The sequence below is a fragment of the Stenotrophomonas sp. STEN021 genome, from assembly GCF_056760175.1.
Genome location: NZ_JBRREH010000020.1, coordinates 38,344 through 55,578 on the forward strand (window position 1 = coordinate 38,344; position 17,235 = coordinate 55,578).

Annotated in this window: 15 protein-coding genes; 6 read left to right on the forward strand and 9 right to left on the reverse strand. The window is 64.4% G+C overall.

The window, feature by feature from the left end:
* Positions 1–306: 306 nt before the first annotated feature.
* From ACVOL0_RS06510 to creB, 4 genes are all read right to left on the reverse strand, one after another.
* Positions 307–690 (reverse strand): hypothetical protein, encoded by a 384-nt coding sequence (locus tag ACVOL0_RS06510; protein WP_481548413.1) that lies wholly within the window; start codon positions 688–690, stop codon positions 307–309.
* A 67-nt stretch (positions 691–757) separates the two neighbouring features.
* Positions 758–2,104, reverse strand: a complete 1,347-nt coding sequence (gene creD, locus ACVOL0_RS06515) for a cell envelope integrity protein CreD (protein WP_481548414.1) — start codon at positions 2,102–2,104, stop codon at positions 758–760.
* 82 nt (positions 2,105–2,186) lie between these two features.
* Positions 2,187–3,623 carry a two-component system sensor histidine kinase CreC gene (creC, locus tag ACVOL0_RS06520; protein ID WP_481548415.1) on the reverse strand — a complete coding sequence of 479 codons (1,437 nt, stop codon included), beginning with the start codon at positions 3,621–3,623 and terminating at the stop codon, positions 2,187–2,189.
* A gap of 3 nt (positions 3,624–3,626) precedes the next feature.
* On the reverse strand, positions 3,627–4,328 hold the full coding sequence (creB, locus tag ACVOL0_RS06525) for a two-component system response regulator CreB (RefSeq protein ID WP_481548416.1): 702 nt from the start codon (positions 4,326–4,328) through the stop codon (positions 3,627–3,629).
* Between the two features lie 164 nt (positions 4,329–4,492).
* Here creB and ACVOL0_RS06530 point away from each other — a divergent pair, with 164 nt between their 5' ends.
* The 4 genes from ACVOL0_RS06530 (at position 4,493) to ACVOL0_RS06545 (ending at position 10,436) form a co-directional block, all read left to right on the forward strand.
* Positions 4,493–5,350, forward strand: coding sequence for a 23S rRNA (adenine(2030)-N(6))-methyltransferase RlmJ (locus ACVOL0_RS06530; RefSeq protein WP_481548417.1), 858 nt, complete (start codon positions 4,493–4,495; stop codon positions 5,348–5,350).
* Positions 5,351–5,446: 96 nt separating this feature from the next.
* Positions 5,447–5,992, forward strand: a complete 546-nt coding sequence (locus ACVOL0_RS06535) for an N-acetyltransferase family protein (protein ID WP_481548418.1) — start codon at positions 5,447–5,449, stop codon at positions 5,990–5,992.
* Positions 5,993–6,130: 138 nt separating this feature from the next.
* Positions 6,131–9,718: a transcription-repair coupling factor gene (mfd, locus tag ACVOL0_RS06540; protein ID WP_481548419.1), complete on the forward strand. Its 3,588-nt coding sequence runs from the start codon at positions 6,131–6,133 to the stop codon at positions 9,716–9,718.
* Positions 9,719–9,815: 97 nt separating this feature from the next.
* Complete coding sequence (locus ACVOL0_RS06545; RefSeq protein ID WP_481548420.1) at positions 9,816–10,436, forward strand: HD-GYP domain-containing protein; 621 nt, start codon at positions 9,816–9,818, stop codon at positions 10,434–10,436.
* 10 nt (positions 10,437–10,446) lie between these two features.
* Here ACVOL0_RS06545 and cls read toward each other — a convergent pair whose 3' ends face one another.
* On the reverse strand, positions 10,447–11,943 hold the full coding sequence (cls, locus tag ACVOL0_RS06550) for a cardiolipin synthase (RefSeq protein ID WP_481548421.1): 1,497 nt from the start codon (positions 11,941–11,943) through the stop codon (positions 10,447–10,449).
* Between the two features lie 216 nt (positions 11,944–12,159).
* On the opposite strand from cls, the gene ACVOL0_RS06555 reads away from it, so the two are divergent.
* Positions 12,160–12,444, forward strand: a complete 285-nt coding sequence (locus ACVOL0_RS06555) for an EF-hand domain-containing protein (RefSeq protein ID WP_481548422.1) — start codon at positions 12,160–12,162, stop codon at positions 12,442–12,444.
* A gap of 27 nt (positions 12,445–12,471) precedes the next feature.
* On the opposite strand, the gene ACVOL0_RS06560 is transcribed toward ACVOL0_RS06555, so the two are convergent.
* The 4 genes from ACVOL0_RS06560 to ffh are packed head-to-tail and all read right to left on the reverse strand — an operon-like array spanning position 12,472 to position 16,220.
* A complete protein-coding gene (locus ACVOL0_RS06560) occupies positions 12,472–13,266 on the reverse strand; it encodes an aminotransferase class IV (RefSeq protein ID WP_481548423.1) in 795 nt (264 codons plus the stop codon).
* On the reverse strand, positions 13,263–14,336 hold the full coding sequence (locus ACVOL0_RS06565; RefSeq protein ID WP_481548424.1) for an NAD(P)H-dependent flavin oxidoreductase: 1,074 nt from the start codon (positions 14,334–14,336) through the stop codon (positions 13,263–13,265). The genes ACVOL0_RS06560 and ACVOL0_RS06565 overlap by 4 nt, the downstream gene beginning before the upstream one ends.
* A gap of 32 nt (positions 14,337–14,368) precedes the next feature.
* Positions 14,369–14,803, reverse strand: coding sequence for a hypothetical protein (locus tag ACVOL0_RS06570; protein ID WP_481548425.1), 435 nt, complete (start codon positions 14,801–14,803; stop codon positions 14,369–14,371).
* 37 nt (positions 14,804–14,840) lie between these two features.
* Positions 14,841–16,220, reverse strand: a complete 1,380-nt coding sequence (gene ffh, locus ACVOL0_RS06575; RefSeq protein ID WP_481548426.1) for a signal recognition particle protein — start codon at positions 16,218–16,220, stop codon at positions 14,841–14,843.
* Positions 16,221–16,330: 110 nt separating this feature from the next.
* Here ffh and ACVOL0_RS06580 point away from each other — a divergent pair, with 110 nt between their 5' ends.
* Positions 16,331–17,125, forward strand: a complete 795-nt coding sequence (locus tag ACVOL0_RS06580; RefSeq protein ID WP_481548427.1) for a cytochrome C assembly family protein — start codon at positions 16,331–16,333, stop codon at positions 17,123–17,125.
* The last annotated feature ends 110 nt before the right edge of the window (positions 17,126–17,235 follow it).

Sequence of the window (17,235 nt, forward strand, 5' to 3'; positions counted from 1 at the left end):
GGAGTGAACCCGCGTCGCGCAGCGGCGTGGGCGCGGAGGCAGGGTGTGCTTGACCAGCCATTCGGCTGTTGAAGAGCGCCTCTTTTGGTTATCTTTTCTTTGCACAAGCAAAGAAAAGTAACTCGCTCCCCGAAGGGGAGTGAAAGCCCTTGCTCCCGCTTTGGCTTGGACTTTGATTTTGGCTATTGGTCAACAGCAAACGCCAAAGCTAAAAGCTCCCCTCATCCGCCCTCCGGGCACCTTCTCCCGCAAGCGGGAGAAGGGAGTGCTACACGGCTTGACCCTCGTCTGCCGCCAACAGCCAACTCACTCCCACCACCCGTAAATCACCAAGCGCTCCACCGGCAGCACCACAAACCACGCACGCCCATCCAATGCCACCGCCGAATAACCCGCCCCATGCCCAGGCGGCAACACCTCGGCAATGAATGAAGCACTCGCAGCCGCAAACGCCGAATACACCCAATCCCCTGACCCGAAGTACCGCAGCCCCTTGCGCCGGATCGCCAACGCCGTCGACAACGACAAGCGCAGCGCCACAACCCCTTGTGCCTGCCCACCAGCAAACACACTGCCAAGCAACGCCCGCTCCACCTGCCCCGGCGCCAAGCCGAAGTGCAACAGCCCGCAGGTCTCGATACCCGCCGGCAACAAGCGCTGCGCGCGGCGATGGATCAATGCACGATTCATGTCATTCCTCCCTGCGAAAGAGGCGGGATGGCCGACGCCACCCCGCCCCGTCATCGCAGCTGCCAGATCAGGCCTGCCTGCTCACCGCACGATTGCTCAACTCGTACCAATCGACCTTGCGGGTAATCCACATGATCGCGGCGAGGATGCCGAACAGCAGCAGCGAGCCCATCAGCAATGCGTTGTTCTCCGAAACCAGCAGCACATACAGCACGCCGTACAACATGGTCAGCATCGTCGCGAAACCGACACCGCGCTTCCAGCTGTGCAGCACCCCACTCAGATAGAAGCCCTGCAAGCCGATACACGCCGCCGCCGCGACCAGATAGGCCTTCCAGAATGCAATCTGCTCGGACAAGCTCAGCAACAGCAGGAAGAAGATCGCCAACGCCAGGCCAACCAGCAGGTACTGCAGCGGATGGATCTTCAGCTGCTTGATCAGCTCGAACAGCGCAAAGCCAACGAAGGTAAGCAGCACGAACAGGATGCCGTACTTGCTGGCCCGGTCCACCTGCGTATAGGTGTCCACCGGGTCCACCAAGGCCACGTTGAGGACCTCGACATTGCTGCCGTCACTGCGGATGGCCTGGGCCAGCTGCGACTGCGCCGCCGACGCCAGCGAAGACACCGCCCACTCCGCCTTGAAGCCGCTGGTATCGATACTGCGCTCGTTGGGCAGGAAACTGCCGCCAAACAAGGGGTGCTGCCAGGTCGAAGACAAGGCAACCCGGGTATCGTCACCCACCGGTGCAATCGCCAGCGAACGCGTGCCGCCCAGCACGAACTCCAGTTCAACCTTGCTGCCCTCGCGCAACACGCCCTGCATCGAATCCGGCAATGGCGTCAGCGTTGCATGCAGGCCCTTGGAGGTTCCCTCCAATACCCCAGCACCCGGCTTCAACTGGATCGCACGGCCGTCGACACGCAGGTTCGGCGTGCCTACCAGACCGCGCACGTCGGAGATGCCCATGGCCAGATACGGGTTGCCATAGGTCCGTCCCGGCACCGCGGCATAGCTGGTTTCGGCGAACTCGGCCTGCAGCTTGGCCTGCCAGTTGTAGACCGGCACCTTGAACAGACCCACGGTGCGCTCATCGGTACGCATATTGCCCTGCACGTTCAAGCGCGTCGGCATCTGCAGGTCGTAGCCGCTTTCGACACGCAACTCGGTGCGGCGCGGTTTGTCGCCTTCGGCCGGAATGTCCACTTCGCGCTGCTGGGTCCACGGCAGCACCCGCACCGGACCGATCAGCGACTGCTCGCCAGCCCAGCTCTGCGATACCCGTTCGACCGCCTGGTCGCGGTAACGCTCACGCTCATTGATGGTGCTGCGGATCAGCAGCAGGGGAATCAGCAGCAACAACACCAGCCCGCCGACAATGGCGAAGCGCAACAGCAGTTTCAGGGAAGTCATGTCCCGTCCTCGTATGGAAACAGGGACAGGTTGAGCGCCGCTGGTGAGCAGGGTTTGTGGCGAGTTTGAAGCGAATGTGAAGTCAGCCGGCCGGCAGCAACAAGCGCGCCTCTGCGCCGCCATCAGGATGATTGCCCAACTGCGCAACACCGCCATGCAGGCGCGCCACCTCGGCCACGAACGGCAGGCCCAGACCGGAACTGCGCTGGCCGGTAGCTGGCCGTGCCAGCGAGTAGAAGCGCTCGAACACCCGCTCCTGCGCGTACTCCGGCACACCGGGACCATTGTCGCGAACGGCAATGCGCCAGATCTGTTGTTGGCGCTGCACACTCAGCACGATGCCGCTGCCTGGTGCGGAGAAGGCAATCGCGTTGTCCAGCAGATTCGAAAGCGCCTGTCGCAGCAGGAAGGCATCGCCCTGCACCGCTGCCTGTTCCGGCAGGTCCAGATCCAGGTGGATCTGCCCGGCCTGCAGGCGTGGCGCCGCATCCTCGGCCAGCGCGCGGCAGACCGCGACCAGATCCACCTCGGTACGCCGCTGCAGCCAGCCGTGCTGTTCAACCTCGGCCAGTCGCAACAGCTGGTCGATGGTTTCGGTCAGGCGCCGCTCCTGCTGCACGATGTTGGCGGCAAAGCGCTGCCGGTCGGCTTCCGGCAACGGCTCCTGCAGCAACTCGGCAGCGCCACGTATCGCCGCCAGCGGGCTCTTCATTTCATGGGTCAGCGACTGCACGTACTGCTCGACATAGGCCTTGCCTTCGAGCTTGCGGCGCATGGTTTCCAGCGCCTGGCCGAGGTCGCCGATCTCGTCGCGGCGCCGCTTCGGCGGTGGCACCAGTTCACCAGCACTCACCGCCTTGGCATAACGGCTGAGGCCGCTGATGCCACGCGACAGCCACCAGGTCATCAACAGGCCGATCAGCGCCGACAGCCCGATCAGCCAGGCACCGCGCGCGATGATGGCGCGCTGGCTGGCAACGATGAACGGATCGATGGTGTCGTTGGGCTGGGACAGCGTCAGCACCCCAATCAAGGTGCGGCCATCGTCCGGGTCGTACATCGGCGCGGCCACGTGCATCACCGTATTGGTTTCGTCACCGGGGATCTGCGGGCTGGAACGCGCGCCATACTCTCCACGCAGGGTTTTGTAGACATCATTCCAACGCGAGTTGTCGCGGCCCACATCCTGCCCGCGCGAATCATAGACCACGATGCCCTGTGCATTGGTCACCGTCACCCGGTAATCGATGCTGCGCTTGGGAAAGCGCCACACCATCGCCTTGGGGTCGCGGCGCTGGGCGGTGGCCAGGCGCGCGGCGAAGTCACCGTCGCCGATGTGGCCGGCCTTCAGATCCGGCGCAGCCATCACCGCCAGCACATTGGCCGCGTCCACCAGGGTGGACTCCATCGCCTGGCGCACCCCGGGCTTCACTTCGTTGACGAACACCCGCATCACGAAGAACGCGGCGATGCCGACAATCAGGAAGAACCCCAGGAACAGCTTCAGCCCGATCCGCATCGGTCACACATCCAGGGCGTAGCCGACGCCACGATGGGTGCGGATCGGCTCGCCCTGCGCGCCGGCCGCACGCAGCTTTGCGCGCAGGGTCTTGACGTGGGTATCGACGGTACGGTCGGTGCTGTCGCTGGCATGGTCCCAGCCACGCTCCATCAACTGCGCCCGGCTCAGGATCGCCCCGGGCCGCTGCAGCAGCGCCGCCAGCAAGGCGTACTCGTAGCGGGTCAGGTCCAGCAGCGCCTCGTCGTAGCGGATGCGGCGCCCTTCGTGATCTATCGCGAACCGGCCAAGCTGCTTCCAGCCGCCCGCCTCCGTTGCAACCGGCGCGGCAACCGTGGCCCGGCGCAGCCGCGCGCGCACCCTGGCCACCATTTCGCGGGGCGAGAACGGTTTGGTCACATAGTCGTCGGCGCCCAGCTCCAGGCCCAGCACACGGTCGAACTCGTCATTGCGGGCGGTGAGGAAGATCACCGGCACCTGGCTGAAGGTGCGCAGTTCACGGCAAACCTCAAAGCCGCCGAGGTCAGGCAGGCCGACATCCAGCACCACCACATCAGCGCCGTCCTGGCGCAGCAAGGCCAAAGCTTCGCGGCCCAAGGCGCAATGATTGGCGGCATAGCCTTCGCTGCGCAGTGCATAAAGAAGGGTGTCGGCGATGGCGGCCTCGTCTTCGACGACGAGTACCCGGGCGGGTTGGCTGGACATTGCATCAGCATAGCTGGCCTTGCTGCAGACGCCAGCGGCAGGCAGCAATCGACAGGCCCTGGAGTGGGCCAGATCGCCCTTCAGCGCCCCCTTGCGCGCTTTCGCCCAGCCAGCACCCACCAATGAAAACGCCCACACCACGCTGCAAGCCGTAAACTTCGCCGATGAATTATCGCCACGCCTTCCACGCCGGCAACCACGCCGACGTTCTCAAGCACATCGTCATGTTGGCGATGATCGACGCGCTCAAGCGCAAAGACTCGCCGTTCTTCGTGCTGGACACGCATGCCGGCCGCGGCCGTTACCTGCTGTCCGCCGAGGAAAGCCGCAAAACCGCCGAGATCGATGAAGGCGTGCTGCGACTGATGACCACCCCGTCGCTGCCCGAAGTGGTGGAGCACTACCTGCGCGCGGTGCAGGCCGACAACCCGGTTGGCGCCTTGATCTCCTACCCTGGCTCACCGCTGCTGGCCGCCCGCGCCCTGCGCGAACAGGACCGTATGGCCGCCTGTGAGCTGCAGAAGGATGAGGTCACCGCACTCAAGGAGCTGTTTGCCCACGACCGCCGGGTACAGGTACACGCTGGCAACGGCTACGAAGCCATCCGCGCCTTCATCCCGCCCAAGAGCGGCGCCATCAAGATCGGCCGGGCGCTGGTGCTGATCGACCCGCCCTATGAGGTGCAGGACGCCGAGTACCCGCTGATCATCTCAACCCTGCGTGAGATCCTGACCCGGATGCCCCAGGCGCAGTGCGCGGTCTGGTACCCGATCAAGCAACGCCGCACCCTGCAGCCGTTCTTCCGCAAGGCGGCCGCGCTGCCGGCCAAGTCCATCCTGGTTGCCGAATTCATGGTGAGGGCCGACGACTCCCCGCTGCGTCTGAATGGTAGCGGGATGCTGTTGCTGAACCCGCCATGGCAATTTGAGCAGGTGCTGGCCCCGGCCTTGCCGGTCCTGAAGCAGTATCTGGGTGAAACCGGCACCTCGACCCGGCTGGAGTGGCTGAAGACGCCCGAATGACAGGCAGCGCCGCCAATCTGCAGCCGCTTTGGACCGCGTTCACAGAACGTAGCAGCCACGGTGACAGAATCAGGCGACTTTGGAGGAAACGTAGTCATGGCAACTCGCAACCGCATGCCCCCGTGGCATGAAAATTTCAAGGCACCCAGCGGCCGTGAGCTGCTGATACGACCCATCCGCCCTGAAGACGGTGCGCCGCTGCAGGGCGCGTTTGCCCTGTTCGGGCCGGAAGAAGTGCGCGGCAAGTTCCTGCAGTCGGTGGAATCACTTTCTGATGAGACCACACAGCGCTTGACCCACCCCAATCCCAAGACCGAGATCGCGCTGGTCGCGGCCGAGCCGCTGCCGCCTGGCGAGGCGGTAGTGGGCGCGGTAGCCCGCGCCTCCATCATCCCGGGCACCCGCGATGCCGAATACGCGATCCTGGTCAGCGGCTTCCTCGCTGGTCAGGGTCTGGGTCGGCAGCTGATGCGCAAACTGGTCAAATGGGCGCGCGGCAAGTACCTGGACCGCCTGTACGGCGATATCGCCCAGGACAATGAGCCGATGCTGCAACTGGCCGCTTCGCTGGGCTTCAAGCAGGTGCCACACCCGGCAGCCGCCCCAGGACTGGTGCGGATGGTGCTCGAACTGGCTACCTGAGCGGGCATTCCAGACTCGACTCACCGACAGGCGCCGACATGGCGCCTGTCGCATCCTGGGCCTGCGCGCTGCCCTGCTGCGCACATCAGATCTGGCTTGGACTGGCAGCAAGGGCGCATCTGGTAAAATTCGCGGTTCATGTCGCCTATTACCTACCCCATTCCGCCGCTGCCCCGTTCGGGCCAGCTCCGCGCCTGGTGGCGCGCCCCGGCTTCCAGCAGTGCGCTGGCCTGGCATGTCGCCTGCGCGGCGCAGGCACACGCCAAACCGCTGCTGCTGGTAACACGCGACAACCACAGCGCGCATCAGCTGGTAGCTGATCTGCAGACCCTGCTGGGTACAGACAGCTCGCTGCCGGTGGTACCGTTCCCGGATTGGGAAACCCTGCCCTACGATCAGTTCAGCCCGCACCCGGACATCATTTCGCAGCGTCTTGCCGCCCTGCACCGGCTGCCGACACTGAAACAAGGCATCGTCGTGGTGCCGGTGCAGACCCTGCTGCAGCGCTTGGCGCCGCTGAGCTACATCGTCGGTGGCAGCTTCGACCTCAAGGTTGGTCAGCGCCTGGACATGGACGCTGAAAAGCGCCGCCTGGAAAGCGCCGGCTACCGCAATGTGGTGCAGGTCATGGACCCGGGTGATTTCGCCGTGCGTGGCGGCCTGCTCGATGTCTATCCGATGGGCGCCGAGGCGCCGCTGCGCATCGAGCTGCTGGACGAGGACATCGACTCCATCCGCGAGTTCGACCCGGAATCGCAGCGCTCGCTGGACAAGGTCACTGCGGTAAAGATGCTGCCCGGCCGCGAAGTGCCGATGGACGAAGCCAGCCTCAACATGGTGCTGGCCACGTTGCGCGAACGCTTCGACGTGGATACCCGGCGCAGTCCGCTGTATCAGGACCTGAAGGCTGGCCTGGCGCCTTCTGGCATCGAATACATGCTGCCGCTGTTCTTCAAGCAGACCGCGACGCTGTTCGACTACCTGCCGGACGGCTTCATGACCGTGCTTGGCAGCGGCGTCAGCGACGCCTCCGATGCGTTCTGGCTGCAGACCAACAGCCGCTACGAACAGCGTCGCCACGATATCGAGCGGCCGCTGCTGCCGCCGGACGAGATCTACCAGTCACCGGACAAGCTGCGCGAGCAGTTCAACAAACTGCCGCGCGTGGAAGTCTGCGCGGCCGATCATCCGCGCGCCGCCGAGGCACAGCCGCTGGGTGACCAGCCGCTGCCGCCGTTGCCGGTCGCCGCCAAGGATGCGCCGGCGGGGCAGGCATTGAAGTCCTTCATCGAGCATTACCCGGGTCGGGTGTTGATCGCGGCCGATTCGCCGGGACGGCGTGAGGCCTTGTTGGAAGTGTTGCAGGCGGCTGAGTTGCGGCCTGAGGTTGTAGGCAGCTTCAACGACTTCCTGCCTTCCCCCATCGGGGGAAGGTGGCCCGAAGGGTCGGATGGGGGTAAGGCTGCTGGCAAGAGCCAGACAGCTGGTGGGCTTGCGCCCCCTACCCTCTCCCCAACCCCTCTCCCCAAGGGAGAGGGGCTCAAGTTCGCCATTACCGTTGCACCACTGGATGACGGCTTTGCGCTCAGCGAGCCGGCCTTGGCCGTGCTTACCGAGCGCCAGCTGTTCCCGGAGCGTGCGGGACAGGCGCGGCGTACGCGTCGTGCCGGGCGCGAGCCCGAGTCCATCATCCGTGACCTTGGCGAGCTGACCGAAGGTGCGCCCATCGTCCATGAAGATCATGGCGTTGGCCGCTACCGCGGATTGATCGCGATGGACGTCGGTGGCATGCCCGGCGAGTTCCTCGAGATCGAATACGCCAAGGGCGACCGCCTGTATGTGCCGGTCGCGCAGCTGCACCTGATCAGCCGCTACTCCGGCGCGTCGCCGGAAACCGCGCCGCTGCATTCGCTTGGCGGCGAGCAATGGGCCAAGGCCAAGCGCAAGGCGGCCGAGAAGGTCCGCGACGTTGCCGCCGAGCTACTGGAAATCCAGGCGCGTCGCCGCGCCCGTGCCGGTCTGGCATTGGATATCGACCGCTCGCTGTACGAGCCGTTCGCGGCCGGCTTCCCGTTCGAGGAAACACCTGATCAGCAGGCTGCGATCGAAGCGACGCTCCGTGACCTGCAATCCAGCCAACCGATGGACCGCGTGGTCTGCGGTGACGTCGGCTTCGGCAAGACCGAAGTCGCTCTGCGCGCGGCGTTCGCTGCGGCAAGTGGTGGCAAGCAGGTCGCCGTATTGGTGCCGACCACGCTGCTGGCCGAACAGCACTACCGCAACTTCCGCGACCGCTTCGCCGACTATCCGCTGCGGGTGGAAGTGCTGTCGCGCTTCAAGACCAGCAAGGAAATCAAGGCCGAGCTGGACAAGGTTGCCGAAGGCACGATCGATGTCATCATCGGCACGCATCGCCTGCTGCAGCCGGACGTGAAGTTCAAGGACCTGGGCCTGGTCATCGTCGATGAAGAGCAGCGCTTTGGCGTGCGCCAGAAGGAAGCGCTGAAGGCGATGCGCGCCAACGTGCACCTGCTGACCCTGACCGCTACGCCGATCCCGCGCACCTTGAACATGGCCATGGCCGGTCTGCGTGATCTATCGATCATCGCCACGCCGCCACCGAACCGCCTGGCGGTCAAAACCTTCGTCACTGCCTGGGACAACGCGCAGCTGCGCGAGGCCTTCCAGCGCGAGTTGTCGCGTGGTGGCCAGCTGTACTTCCTGCACAACGATGTGGAAAGCATGGGCCGGATGCAGCGCGAGTTGTCCGAGCTGGTGCCCGAGGCGCGTATCGGCATGGCCCATGGGCAGATGCCCGAACGCGAGCTGGAACGGGTGATGCTGGATTTCCAGAAGCAGCGCTTCAACGTGCTGCTGGCCAGTACCATCATCGAGTCCGGCATCGACATCCCCAACGCCAACACCATCATCATCAACCGTGCCGACCGCTTTGGTCTTGCGCAGCTGCATCAGCTGCGTGGCCGCGTTGGTCGCTCGCACCATCGTGCGTACGCCTATCTGCTGGTGCCGGACAAACGCTCGATCACACCGGATGCGCAGAAGCGCCTGGATGCCATCGCCTCGATGGATGAACTGGGCGCAGGCTTCACCCTGGCCACCCACGATCTTGAGATCCGTGGTGCTGGTGAGCTGCTGGGTGAAGACCAGAGCGGGCAGATGGCCGAGATCGGCTTCAGCCTGTACACCGAGCTATTGGAACGCGCGGTGCGTTCGATCAAGTCGGGCAAGCTGCCGGATCTGGATGCAGGCGAAGAAGCACGCGGTGCCGACGTCGAACTGCATGTGCCGGCCTTGATTCCGGAAGACTACCTGCCGGATGTGCATACCCGCCTGACCCTGTACAAGCGCATCAGCTCGGCACGCGACAGCGAGCGCCTGCGCGAACTGCAGGTGGAAATGATTGATCGCTTCGGCCTGTTGCCGGATCCGGTCAAGCATCTGTTCGCCATCGCCGAGCTCAAGCTGCAGGCCAACGAACTGGGCATCCGCAAGCTGGAGCTGGGCGAGAACGGTGGCCGCATCGTGTTCGACAGCAAGCCCAACATCGACCCGATGGTGGTGATACAGCTGATCCAGAAGCAACCCAAGCTGTATCAAATGGATGGCCCGGACAAACTGCGCATCAAGCATCCGCTGCCGGAAAGCGCGGACCGCTTCAACGCCGCGCGTGCGTTGTTGACCACGCTGCGTCCGGCACACAGCTGAATAGATCAAAGGGTAAAGATTGCGTGAAGGTGAAAGGGCGTTGAAAATAACGCCCCCTCTCTTACGCTCGCAGCCGCCCCCACGCGGCTCCGCACTCATGTTGACCATCACCACGCCTGTGGGCCTGTCGCATCCACCGGAAGACAGCTCCTGTGCCATCGATGTATTGGCCGCTGCGCTGGACCAGCGCGACAGCTATACCGACCACCATTGCGATCGCGTCTCGCAACTCGCCCAGGCCATGGGCCGCCGCTGTGACCTGTCCGAAGAGCGCATCGGCCATCTCGTGCTGGCTGCGCGCTTCCACGATGTCGGCAAGATCGGTATACGCGACGACGTCCTGCTGCATCCGGGCAAGTTGGACGAAGAAAAAGTCTCGGCGATGCGCACCCATCCGGAACGCGGTGCACGCCTGTTTGCCGCCACCGGCCGCAGTGACGCCAAAGCGGTTGCCAAGCTGATCCGCCATCATCACGAAGCATGGGATGGCAGTGGCTATCCGCACGGCCTGCAGGGCGAAGACATCCCGCTTGAGTCGCGCATCCTGACCATCGTTGATGGCTTCGATGCGATGACCTCGCAGCGCCCGTATCGTGGCCCCATGCCGATGCAGCGCGCCATTGAAATCCTGGCCAACGACCGCGGACGCCTGATCGATCGGCGCCTGTTCGGTGAGTTCATGGGCCTGCTGCGCGGCGACAGCGCGCCAGCCGCTTGATCCAGGCCAATCACAACACCGGCGACATCATCGCCACGGCGTTGCGCACCAAGCGCGTGGCCAGCGGCCACGCCATCACCTGCGACAACAGCACCGGCTCGGATACCGACAGATAGCCTTCCTGCCGCTGCACGATGCTGGCGGTGACCGCATTGTCGGCAATCAGCAGATTGTTCTCGAAGTTCAACTCCAGACTGCGCCGGTCCATATTGGCCGAGCCGATCAGTGCGATCTCTCCATCCACGGTCAATGACTTGGCGTGCAGCAGGCCCAGCGGATACTCGTAGACCTCCACGCCACACTGCAGCAGGTCGGCATAAGTGCTGCGACTGCTCTGCCCCACCAGCCAGGAGTCATTGCGTTTGGGAAAGATCACCCGCGTGCGCACGCCACGCCGCGGTGCCGCGCAGATCGCGCGCAGCAGCGCTTCGTCCGGCACGAAATACGGCGTGCTGATGATCAATTCATGCCGCGCCGCATAGATGCAGGCCACGAACATATCGGTCATCGCGTTGTGGCGGGTAACCGGGCCTGTTTCAAACGCCATTGCCAGACCGCCATCGTCGAACTGCGGCTGCGGCGTTGCCACCGCGTAAGTGTCCAGTCCCTGCTCACCGGTTTCAGGAATCCAGCCACTGAGGAACAGCCGCTGGACCTGCGCAACCACCGGGCCTTCGCAGCGCAGCAGCAGGTCTATCCATGGCGCGTAACCTGGTTTGACCCGGAACTCCGGATCGGCACAGTTCTGGCTGCCGCAATAGGCGATGCAGTTGTCGATGACCACGATCTTGCGGTGATCACGCAGATCCATGCGGCTGAAGGCCACGTGTTGTAGCCGGGTCAGATCATCCAGGGTGCGCACCAGTTTGACCCCGGCCTGCTGCAGTTGTGACCAGCGTGGGCTGCCACTGAACGCGCGCGAACCCAACGCATCCACCATCACCCTGCAGGCCACACCGCGCCCGGCAGCGGACGCCACCGCGTCAGCAACGCGGCCGCCCGCGCCATCATCAAGCCAGATGTAAAAAGCGATATGCACGCTCTGTTGCGCCTGGCCGATGTCCCGCACCAGCTGATCGATGGCCGCACGGCAGTCCTCCATGGGCGCAGCAGCCGCTGCCTGCGCTGCACCCAACAGCATGATCCGGTTGCCCTGCTGTGGCGCAAAGCCATTGATCGATTGTGCCAGGGCGAACAAGGACGCCGCCTTGCCACCGGCTTCGGCGAAGACGCTGCTGGACGGATCGCCCTGTGCCTGCAGCATTCGAACCGTCTGCTGCAGGCGCCGTGAACGTGCACGCCCGATACTGGTTTCGCCCAATAGCAGGTAGGCAAACATGCCCAGCACCGGTGCCAGCATGATCACTGTCACCCACGCCGCGCGTGATGCCGGTGCTCGATTCGGCCGGGTCAGCGCGCGCGCCGCAACCAATAGATGCGCGATGAAAACCAGCACCGTCACCGCCCATTGCAAGGGGGCCTGCGGCCAAGCCAGATCAAACATCATGCCAACACCCCAACGCCATATAGTTGTGCATGGGAGATCAATAACACGCGCGCCGTATGCCGGGAATCAGCAACCGCCTGCTGCCACCTGCCAACCGCGAATGAATCCTGGTTCCCGGCAAACGCACCCGTCCGCCTTTTTTCACATTGTGCAAAGACGCGCCAGCGCCTGCTAGGGCGGCAGACAGCCGGGTGGTCCGGCTGCGAGGAAACCGTGATGCGCATGTCCCACCCAACACAACTATTCGTGGCCACCATGCTCCTTGCTGGCGGCTGTTCATTGGCGCAAGCCGCACCACCTGCAGCTGACAGCAGCTTGCCCAGCTATACCCAGCTGGACAAAGACAAGGATGGCGTCGTCACCATGTCCGAGATCGACGTCTACCCTCCGGGCGTAGCGGCACGGCTGCATCGTTGCGACATCAACAAAGACCAGAAACTGAGCCAACAGGAATACGCGCAGTGCACCGCCGCCGCGCATCCACATGCGCCCGCACGATGAGCAACTGCATTCACCCCACGCACCGCGCTAGAGCGGCAGCCAGGGGGTCCGTGCCAGCGCCTGTTGCAGATGCGCCAACAGCACTTCGGATTGCGCCAGCGGGTATTCACCAATCGCTGCCAACGGCCAGATACCAGAGGCATTGAACGCCGCTGCGCCGCTGAACCGGGCCAGCGTCGACAGCTGCACTTCAGCATTGACCTGCGTCTGGCCCAGTGCAGCCAAGCCGTCCATGAGCAGACGTTCGGCGCTGCCACGCAGCGCCGAGGCCTGCGGCCAGTACACCTGCGCGCCGTCCCACAATGCCAGGTTCCAGGTTGTGCCTTCGCTGATGCGCCCTTGCGCATCGACAAACAACGCGTCGTCAAACCCACGTTGCAGTGCCTGCCGGCGCAGCTGGAACAGCGGGAACGTCCCCACGTGCTTGATATGTGCCAACTCGCGTTGATAGCGCAGTGGCAGCACGGAGCGCGCAAGCGCTGGAATCTGTGCCGGTGCACCAACACCGACCAATACATCCACCGGTACCGCACGCAGCGGCTGGCGGAAATCAAACTGTCGCGAGAACACCGTGATCCGGACCGAGGCGTCCGCCGTATCCAGCTGCCGCAACGCCTGCTGCAGCCATGCCAGTACCTGCGCAGCATCCAGTTCAACCGCAAACAGCTCGCGCGTACCCTGCTGCAAGCGCTCAAGGTGCAGCGCCCAGCCCTGCACCGCCCCAGCGCGCACCTGCAATGAAGTGAAGTGACCGTAGTTGACCAGCGCCGCACTCAAGGCGCCGGCATCGGCCAGCTGTCCATTGCAGAACAGCACGCTCATGGCAACGCCTGCGTCTGCGCCCACATGGCACGCAGAATCTGCGCTGCAGGCGCGCGCTTGGCCATCCATGCCGACTGTCCTGCCCATGCCTGCATTGCATCGAGCCGATTGGCGGCATTGGCCTGCCTGCGCATGCCAGCGGTCAGTCCGCGCTGCACCGGATAGGGCCGTGGCGCTGGCGCATCGACCGCCTCGGCCGCACGCACATAAGCGGTATCCAGGGCACGTCCAAGTCGGCCACTGAAGGCCCGCGTCGCACGCGTGGCTTCGGGCTCGGCAACCGCCAACGCCTGCTTCCACGCCGCAGGAACATCGGATTCGTCGGCGGCCAGGAATGCCGTACCCAGCTGCACTGCGCTGGCGCCCAACATCAAGGCGGCCGCGACACCGCGACCATCGGCAATGCCGCCAGCGGCGATCACCGGCACGCTCAGGTGATCGACCAGGCGCGGCAGCAAGGCAAACAAGCCGACCATCTGCCGTTCGGCCTGTGCGGCATCAAACGCGCCGCGATGGCCGCCAGCCTCCATGCCCTGCGCGACCACCGCATCGGCACCGGCAGCCTGCGCTTGCAGCGCTTCGCTCAAGGTGGTCACGCAGGCGAACCAGGCAATGCCGGCGGCCTGCAGCCGTGCCACCTGTGCGGCAGTGAATACCCCCATGATGGTTGACGCGACCGCTGGCCGGGCGGCAATCAGCGCGTCGAACTGGGCATCGAAATCGGCAGGACCGGCATCGCCCGCTTCTGTCGCAACCGCAGGTCCCCATTGCGCCAGAAACTCGCGTGTAGCCGCTTCGGCAGAAGGATCGCGCTGCGGCGCAGGATCCGGCACCCATAGATTGACCTGCGCCGGCCCCTGCGACTGCTGGCCGAATGCATGCATCCATTGTGTGATCTGTTCTGGCGTGGACAGCACCGCGCCCATCGCGCCCATGCTGCCGGCATTGGCAAGTGCGGCAGACAGCGGCACCGGACAGGCGCCAGCCATTGGTGCCAACAGGATCGGAAGTTCAAGACCGAAGCGTTGGCAGAACGCTTCGGTCCGGGCTGAAATGACGGCGTTGTGCATGGCGGTGATCGTGCCGCCGGTAGCCAAGCCGCTCAGCGTAGCGAGAGGGCGTAGGAGCGCACCAGCTGGCTGTCCATCTCTTCGTTGAAGGTGAAGTTCACATACTGCGCATCATCGGCGGGGAAATCCACTTCCACCCGCGAGCGGCCAATTTCGGCGCCCGACTCGTCCAATGCACGCGCCAGAAATACACCCTTGTACGGCTTGCTTGCCACCACGTAGACCGAGGCGTCCTTGGAGCCCATGCCACGGCTCTTGCCCAGGGTCACGGTCATGCCATTGCTGACGACTTCCGGCGCCACATCGAGCTTGAGCGCCATGCGCTTGTCGACGCCTTCGCCCAGGCCCGCGACAAAATCGGTAGCAGTGCCGCTGATCGCACTGCCGGCTTTCTGCGAGATCGAGCGGTCTTCACCACACGCGCCCAGCGCCAACACCGCCAATACCAGATACATCCTGTTGTTCATGCACCACTCCTTTTTTATCGGTTGGAATCCGTTGTGATCAACGGAACGGCAGGCCGCCCTTGCCGCTCATGGCGCCGAGCATGCCCTTCATGTTGCGCATCATGCCCTTCATGCCGCCACCGGCAAGCTTGCCCATCATTTTTTCCATCTGCATGTACTGCTTCATCAGCTTGTTGACGTCGGCCGGCTGGGTGCCGGAGCCACGCGCGATACGGGCACGGCGCGAGCCATTGAGCAGGCCCGGGTTGCGCCGCTCCTTCTTGGTCATCGAGCCAATGATGGCGATCATGCGCGGCACTTCCTTGCTCTGGCTGACCTGCGCCTTGAGGTGTTCGGGGATCTGCCCCAGGCCCGGCAGCTTGTCCATCAGCCCACCGATGCCGCCCATGTTCTGCATCTGTTCCAACTGGTCGCGCATGTCGTTCAGGTCGAACTTCTTGCCCTTGGCGACCTTCTCGGCCAGCTTCTGCGCCTTGTCCTTGTCGACCTGCTGCTCAACCTGCTCGACCAGCGACAGCACGTCGCCCATGTCGAGGATGCGGCTGGCCACACGTTCCGGGTGGAACACATCCAGGCCGTCGACCTTTTCACCGGTACCGGTGAACTTGATCGGCTTGCCGGTGATGTAGCGCACGCTCAGCGCGGCACCGCCACGGGCGTCACCATCGGTCTTGGTCAGCACCACGCCGGTCAGCGGCAACGCTTCACCGAAGGCCTTGGCGGTGTTGGCGGCGTCCTGACCGGTCATCGCATCGACCACGAACAGGGTTTCAGCCGGGTTGACCGCCGCGTGCAGGGCCTTGATCTCGGCCATCATCGCTTCGTCGATGGCCAGGCGGCCGGCGGTATCAACCAACAGCACGTCGGCGAAGGACTTGCGCGCGTCATCGATGGCGGCACGGACAATGTCCACCGGCTTCTGGTCCGGCGCGGACGGGAAGAACAGCACGCCGACCTGTTCTGCCAGGGTCTTCAACTGCTCGATGGCGGCCGGACGGTAAACGTCGGCAGATACCACCATCACCTTCTTCTTGCGCTTTTCCTTCAGGTGCTTGGCCAGCTTGCCGACCGTGGTGGTCTTGCCGGCACCCTGCAGGCCCGCCATCAAAATGATGGCCGGCGCCGGCACATTGAGATTCAGGTCGGTGGCCTGCGCGCCCATCACCGCGGTCAGCTCATCGCGTACCACCTTGATCAGGGCCTGGCCCGGGGTCAGCGACTTGAGCACCTCCTGGCCAACCGCGCGGACCTTGATCTTCTCGATCAGGGCCTGCACCACTGGCAGGGCCACATCGGCCTCCAGCAGGGCGATGCGCACCTCACGGGTGGCCTCGCGGATGTTTTCTTCAGTCAGGCGGCCGCGCCCACGCAGGCGCTCGATGGTGCCGGAAAGGCGCTGGGTCAGTGACTCGAACATGCGACGGAACCTGCGGAAATCGTGGAAACAGAGGCAGTTAGTATAACGGCCAGCCGCCGCCACCGCCGGTTCAGATCGCCAGCGACGGGCCTGTATGCGAAACTGCAGCGATGACAATCGTTCTCATCGCCACTGCACTCTATCTGGCGTCCACCGCCCTGCTGATCCGCGGACTGGCCGGCGAGCGCAGTCCACCGTCGCGAAACTGGCTGGCACCCACCATCGCCGCCGTGCTGTTGCACGCTGGCTACCACCTGATGGTGGCGATGAAAACGGCCGGTGGCCCGGACATGCACTTCTTCGCGGCGTTGTCGCTGGTAGGCCTGGGCATGGCGGCATTGACCGCCGTGGTTGGCGCACGCGGGCGTATGTCGGCGCTGGGCGTGGTGGTGTTCCCGATGGCGGCGATCCTGCTGCTGGCCTACCACGGCTACGGCCATGAGCCGAGCAAGCTGCTGGGCTGGCGCCTGGCCACCCACGCCTGGCTGGCACTGCTGGCCTACGCCACGCTGAGCGTGGCAGCCCTGCTGGCGATCATGTTGTGGCTGCAGGAGCGGGCCTTGCGCCGCCGCGACTTCCGCCCTTGGCTGCGTGCCCTGCCGCCGCTGGCCGACCTGGAGACCCTGCTGTTCCGCACGATCACGGTTGGTTTCTGTCTGCTGACCCTGACCCTGCTGACCGGCGTGCTGTTCGTCGACAATCTGTTGGCGCAGAAGCTGGTGCACAAGACCGTGCTCAGCGTGCTGTCCTGGATCGTGTTCGGCACCTTGTTGATCGGCCGCCGCCGTTACGGCTGGCGTGGCAGCAAGGCCGTGCACTGGACGCTGACCGCGATGGCGCTGCTGCTGCTGGCGTTCTTCGGCAGCCAGTTCGTGATCGAACTGGTGCTGGGCCACAGCCGGTAGACCGCAGGCGGTAGTGCCGAGCCATGCTCGGCAAGGGGCCTTACCGACAAACCCAACGTGTAGTGCCGAGCCATGCTCGGCAAGGGGCATTACCAGGAAGGCCCCTGCCG

Excerpts from the sequence above, each read along its gene's own strand:
- ACVOL0_RS06510 (WP_481548413.1), bottom strand. The coding sequence starts at position 690 with ATGAATCGTGCATTGATCCATCGCCGCGCGCAGCGCTTGTTGCCGGCG.
- creD (WP_481548414.1), bottom strand. The coding sequence starts at position 2,104 with ATGACTTCCCTGAAACTGCTGTTGCGCTTCGCCATTGTCGGCGGGCTG.
- creC (WP_481548415.1), bottom strand. The coding sequence starts at position 3,623 with ATGCGGATCGGGCTGAAGCTGTTCCTGGGGTTCTTCCTGATTGTCGGC.
- creB (WP_481548416.1), bottom strand. The coding sequence starts at position 4,328 with ATGTCCAGCCAACCCGCCCGGGTACTCGTCGTCGAAGACGAGGCCGCC.
- ACVOL0_RS06530 (WP_481548417.1), top strand. The coding sequence starts at position 4,493 with ATGAATTATCGCCACGCCTTCCACGCCGGCAACCACGCCGACGTTCTC.
- ACVOL0_RS06535 (WP_481548418.1), top strand. The coding sequence starts at position 5,447 with ATGGCAACTCGCAACCGCATGCCCCCGTGGCATGAAAATTTCAAGGCA.
- mfd (WP_481548419.1), top strand. The coding sequence starts at position 6,131 with ATGTCGCCTATTACCTACCCCATTCCGCCGCTGCCCCGTTCGGGCCAG.
- ACVOL0_RS06545 (WP_481548420.1), top strand. The coding sequence starts at position 9,816 with ATGTTGACCATCACCACGCCTGTGGGCCTGTCGCATCCACCGGAAGAC.
- cls (WP_481548421.1), bottom strand. The coding sequence starts at position 11,943 with ATGATGTTTGATCTGGCTTGGCCGCAGGCCCCCTTGCAATGGGCGGTG.
- ACVOL0_RS06555 (WP_481548422.1), top strand. The coding sequence starts at position 12,160 with ATGCGCATGTCCCACCCAACACAACTATTCGTGGCCACCATGCTCCTT.
- ACVOL0_RS06560 (WP_481548423.1), bottom strand. The coding sequence starts at position 13,266 with ATGAGCGTGCTGTTCTGCAATGGACAGCTGGCCGATGCCGGCGCCTTG.
- ACVOL0_RS06565 (WP_481548424.1), bottom strand. The coding sequence starts at position 14,336 with ATGCACAACGCCGTCATTTCAGCCCGGACCGAAGCGTTCTGCCAACGC.
- ACVOL0_RS06570 (WP_481548425.1), bottom strand. The coding sequence starts at position 14,803 with ATGAACAACAGGATGTATCTGGTATTGGCGGTGTTGGCGCTGGGCGCG.
- ffh (WP_481548426.1), bottom strand. The coding sequence starts at position 16,220 with ATGTTCGAGTCACTGACCCAGCGCCTTTCCGGCACCATCGAGCGCCTG.
- ACVOL0_RS06580 (WP_481548427.1), top strand. The coding sequence starts at position 16,331 with ATGACAATCGTTCTCATCGCCACTGCACTCTATCTGGCGTCCACCGCC.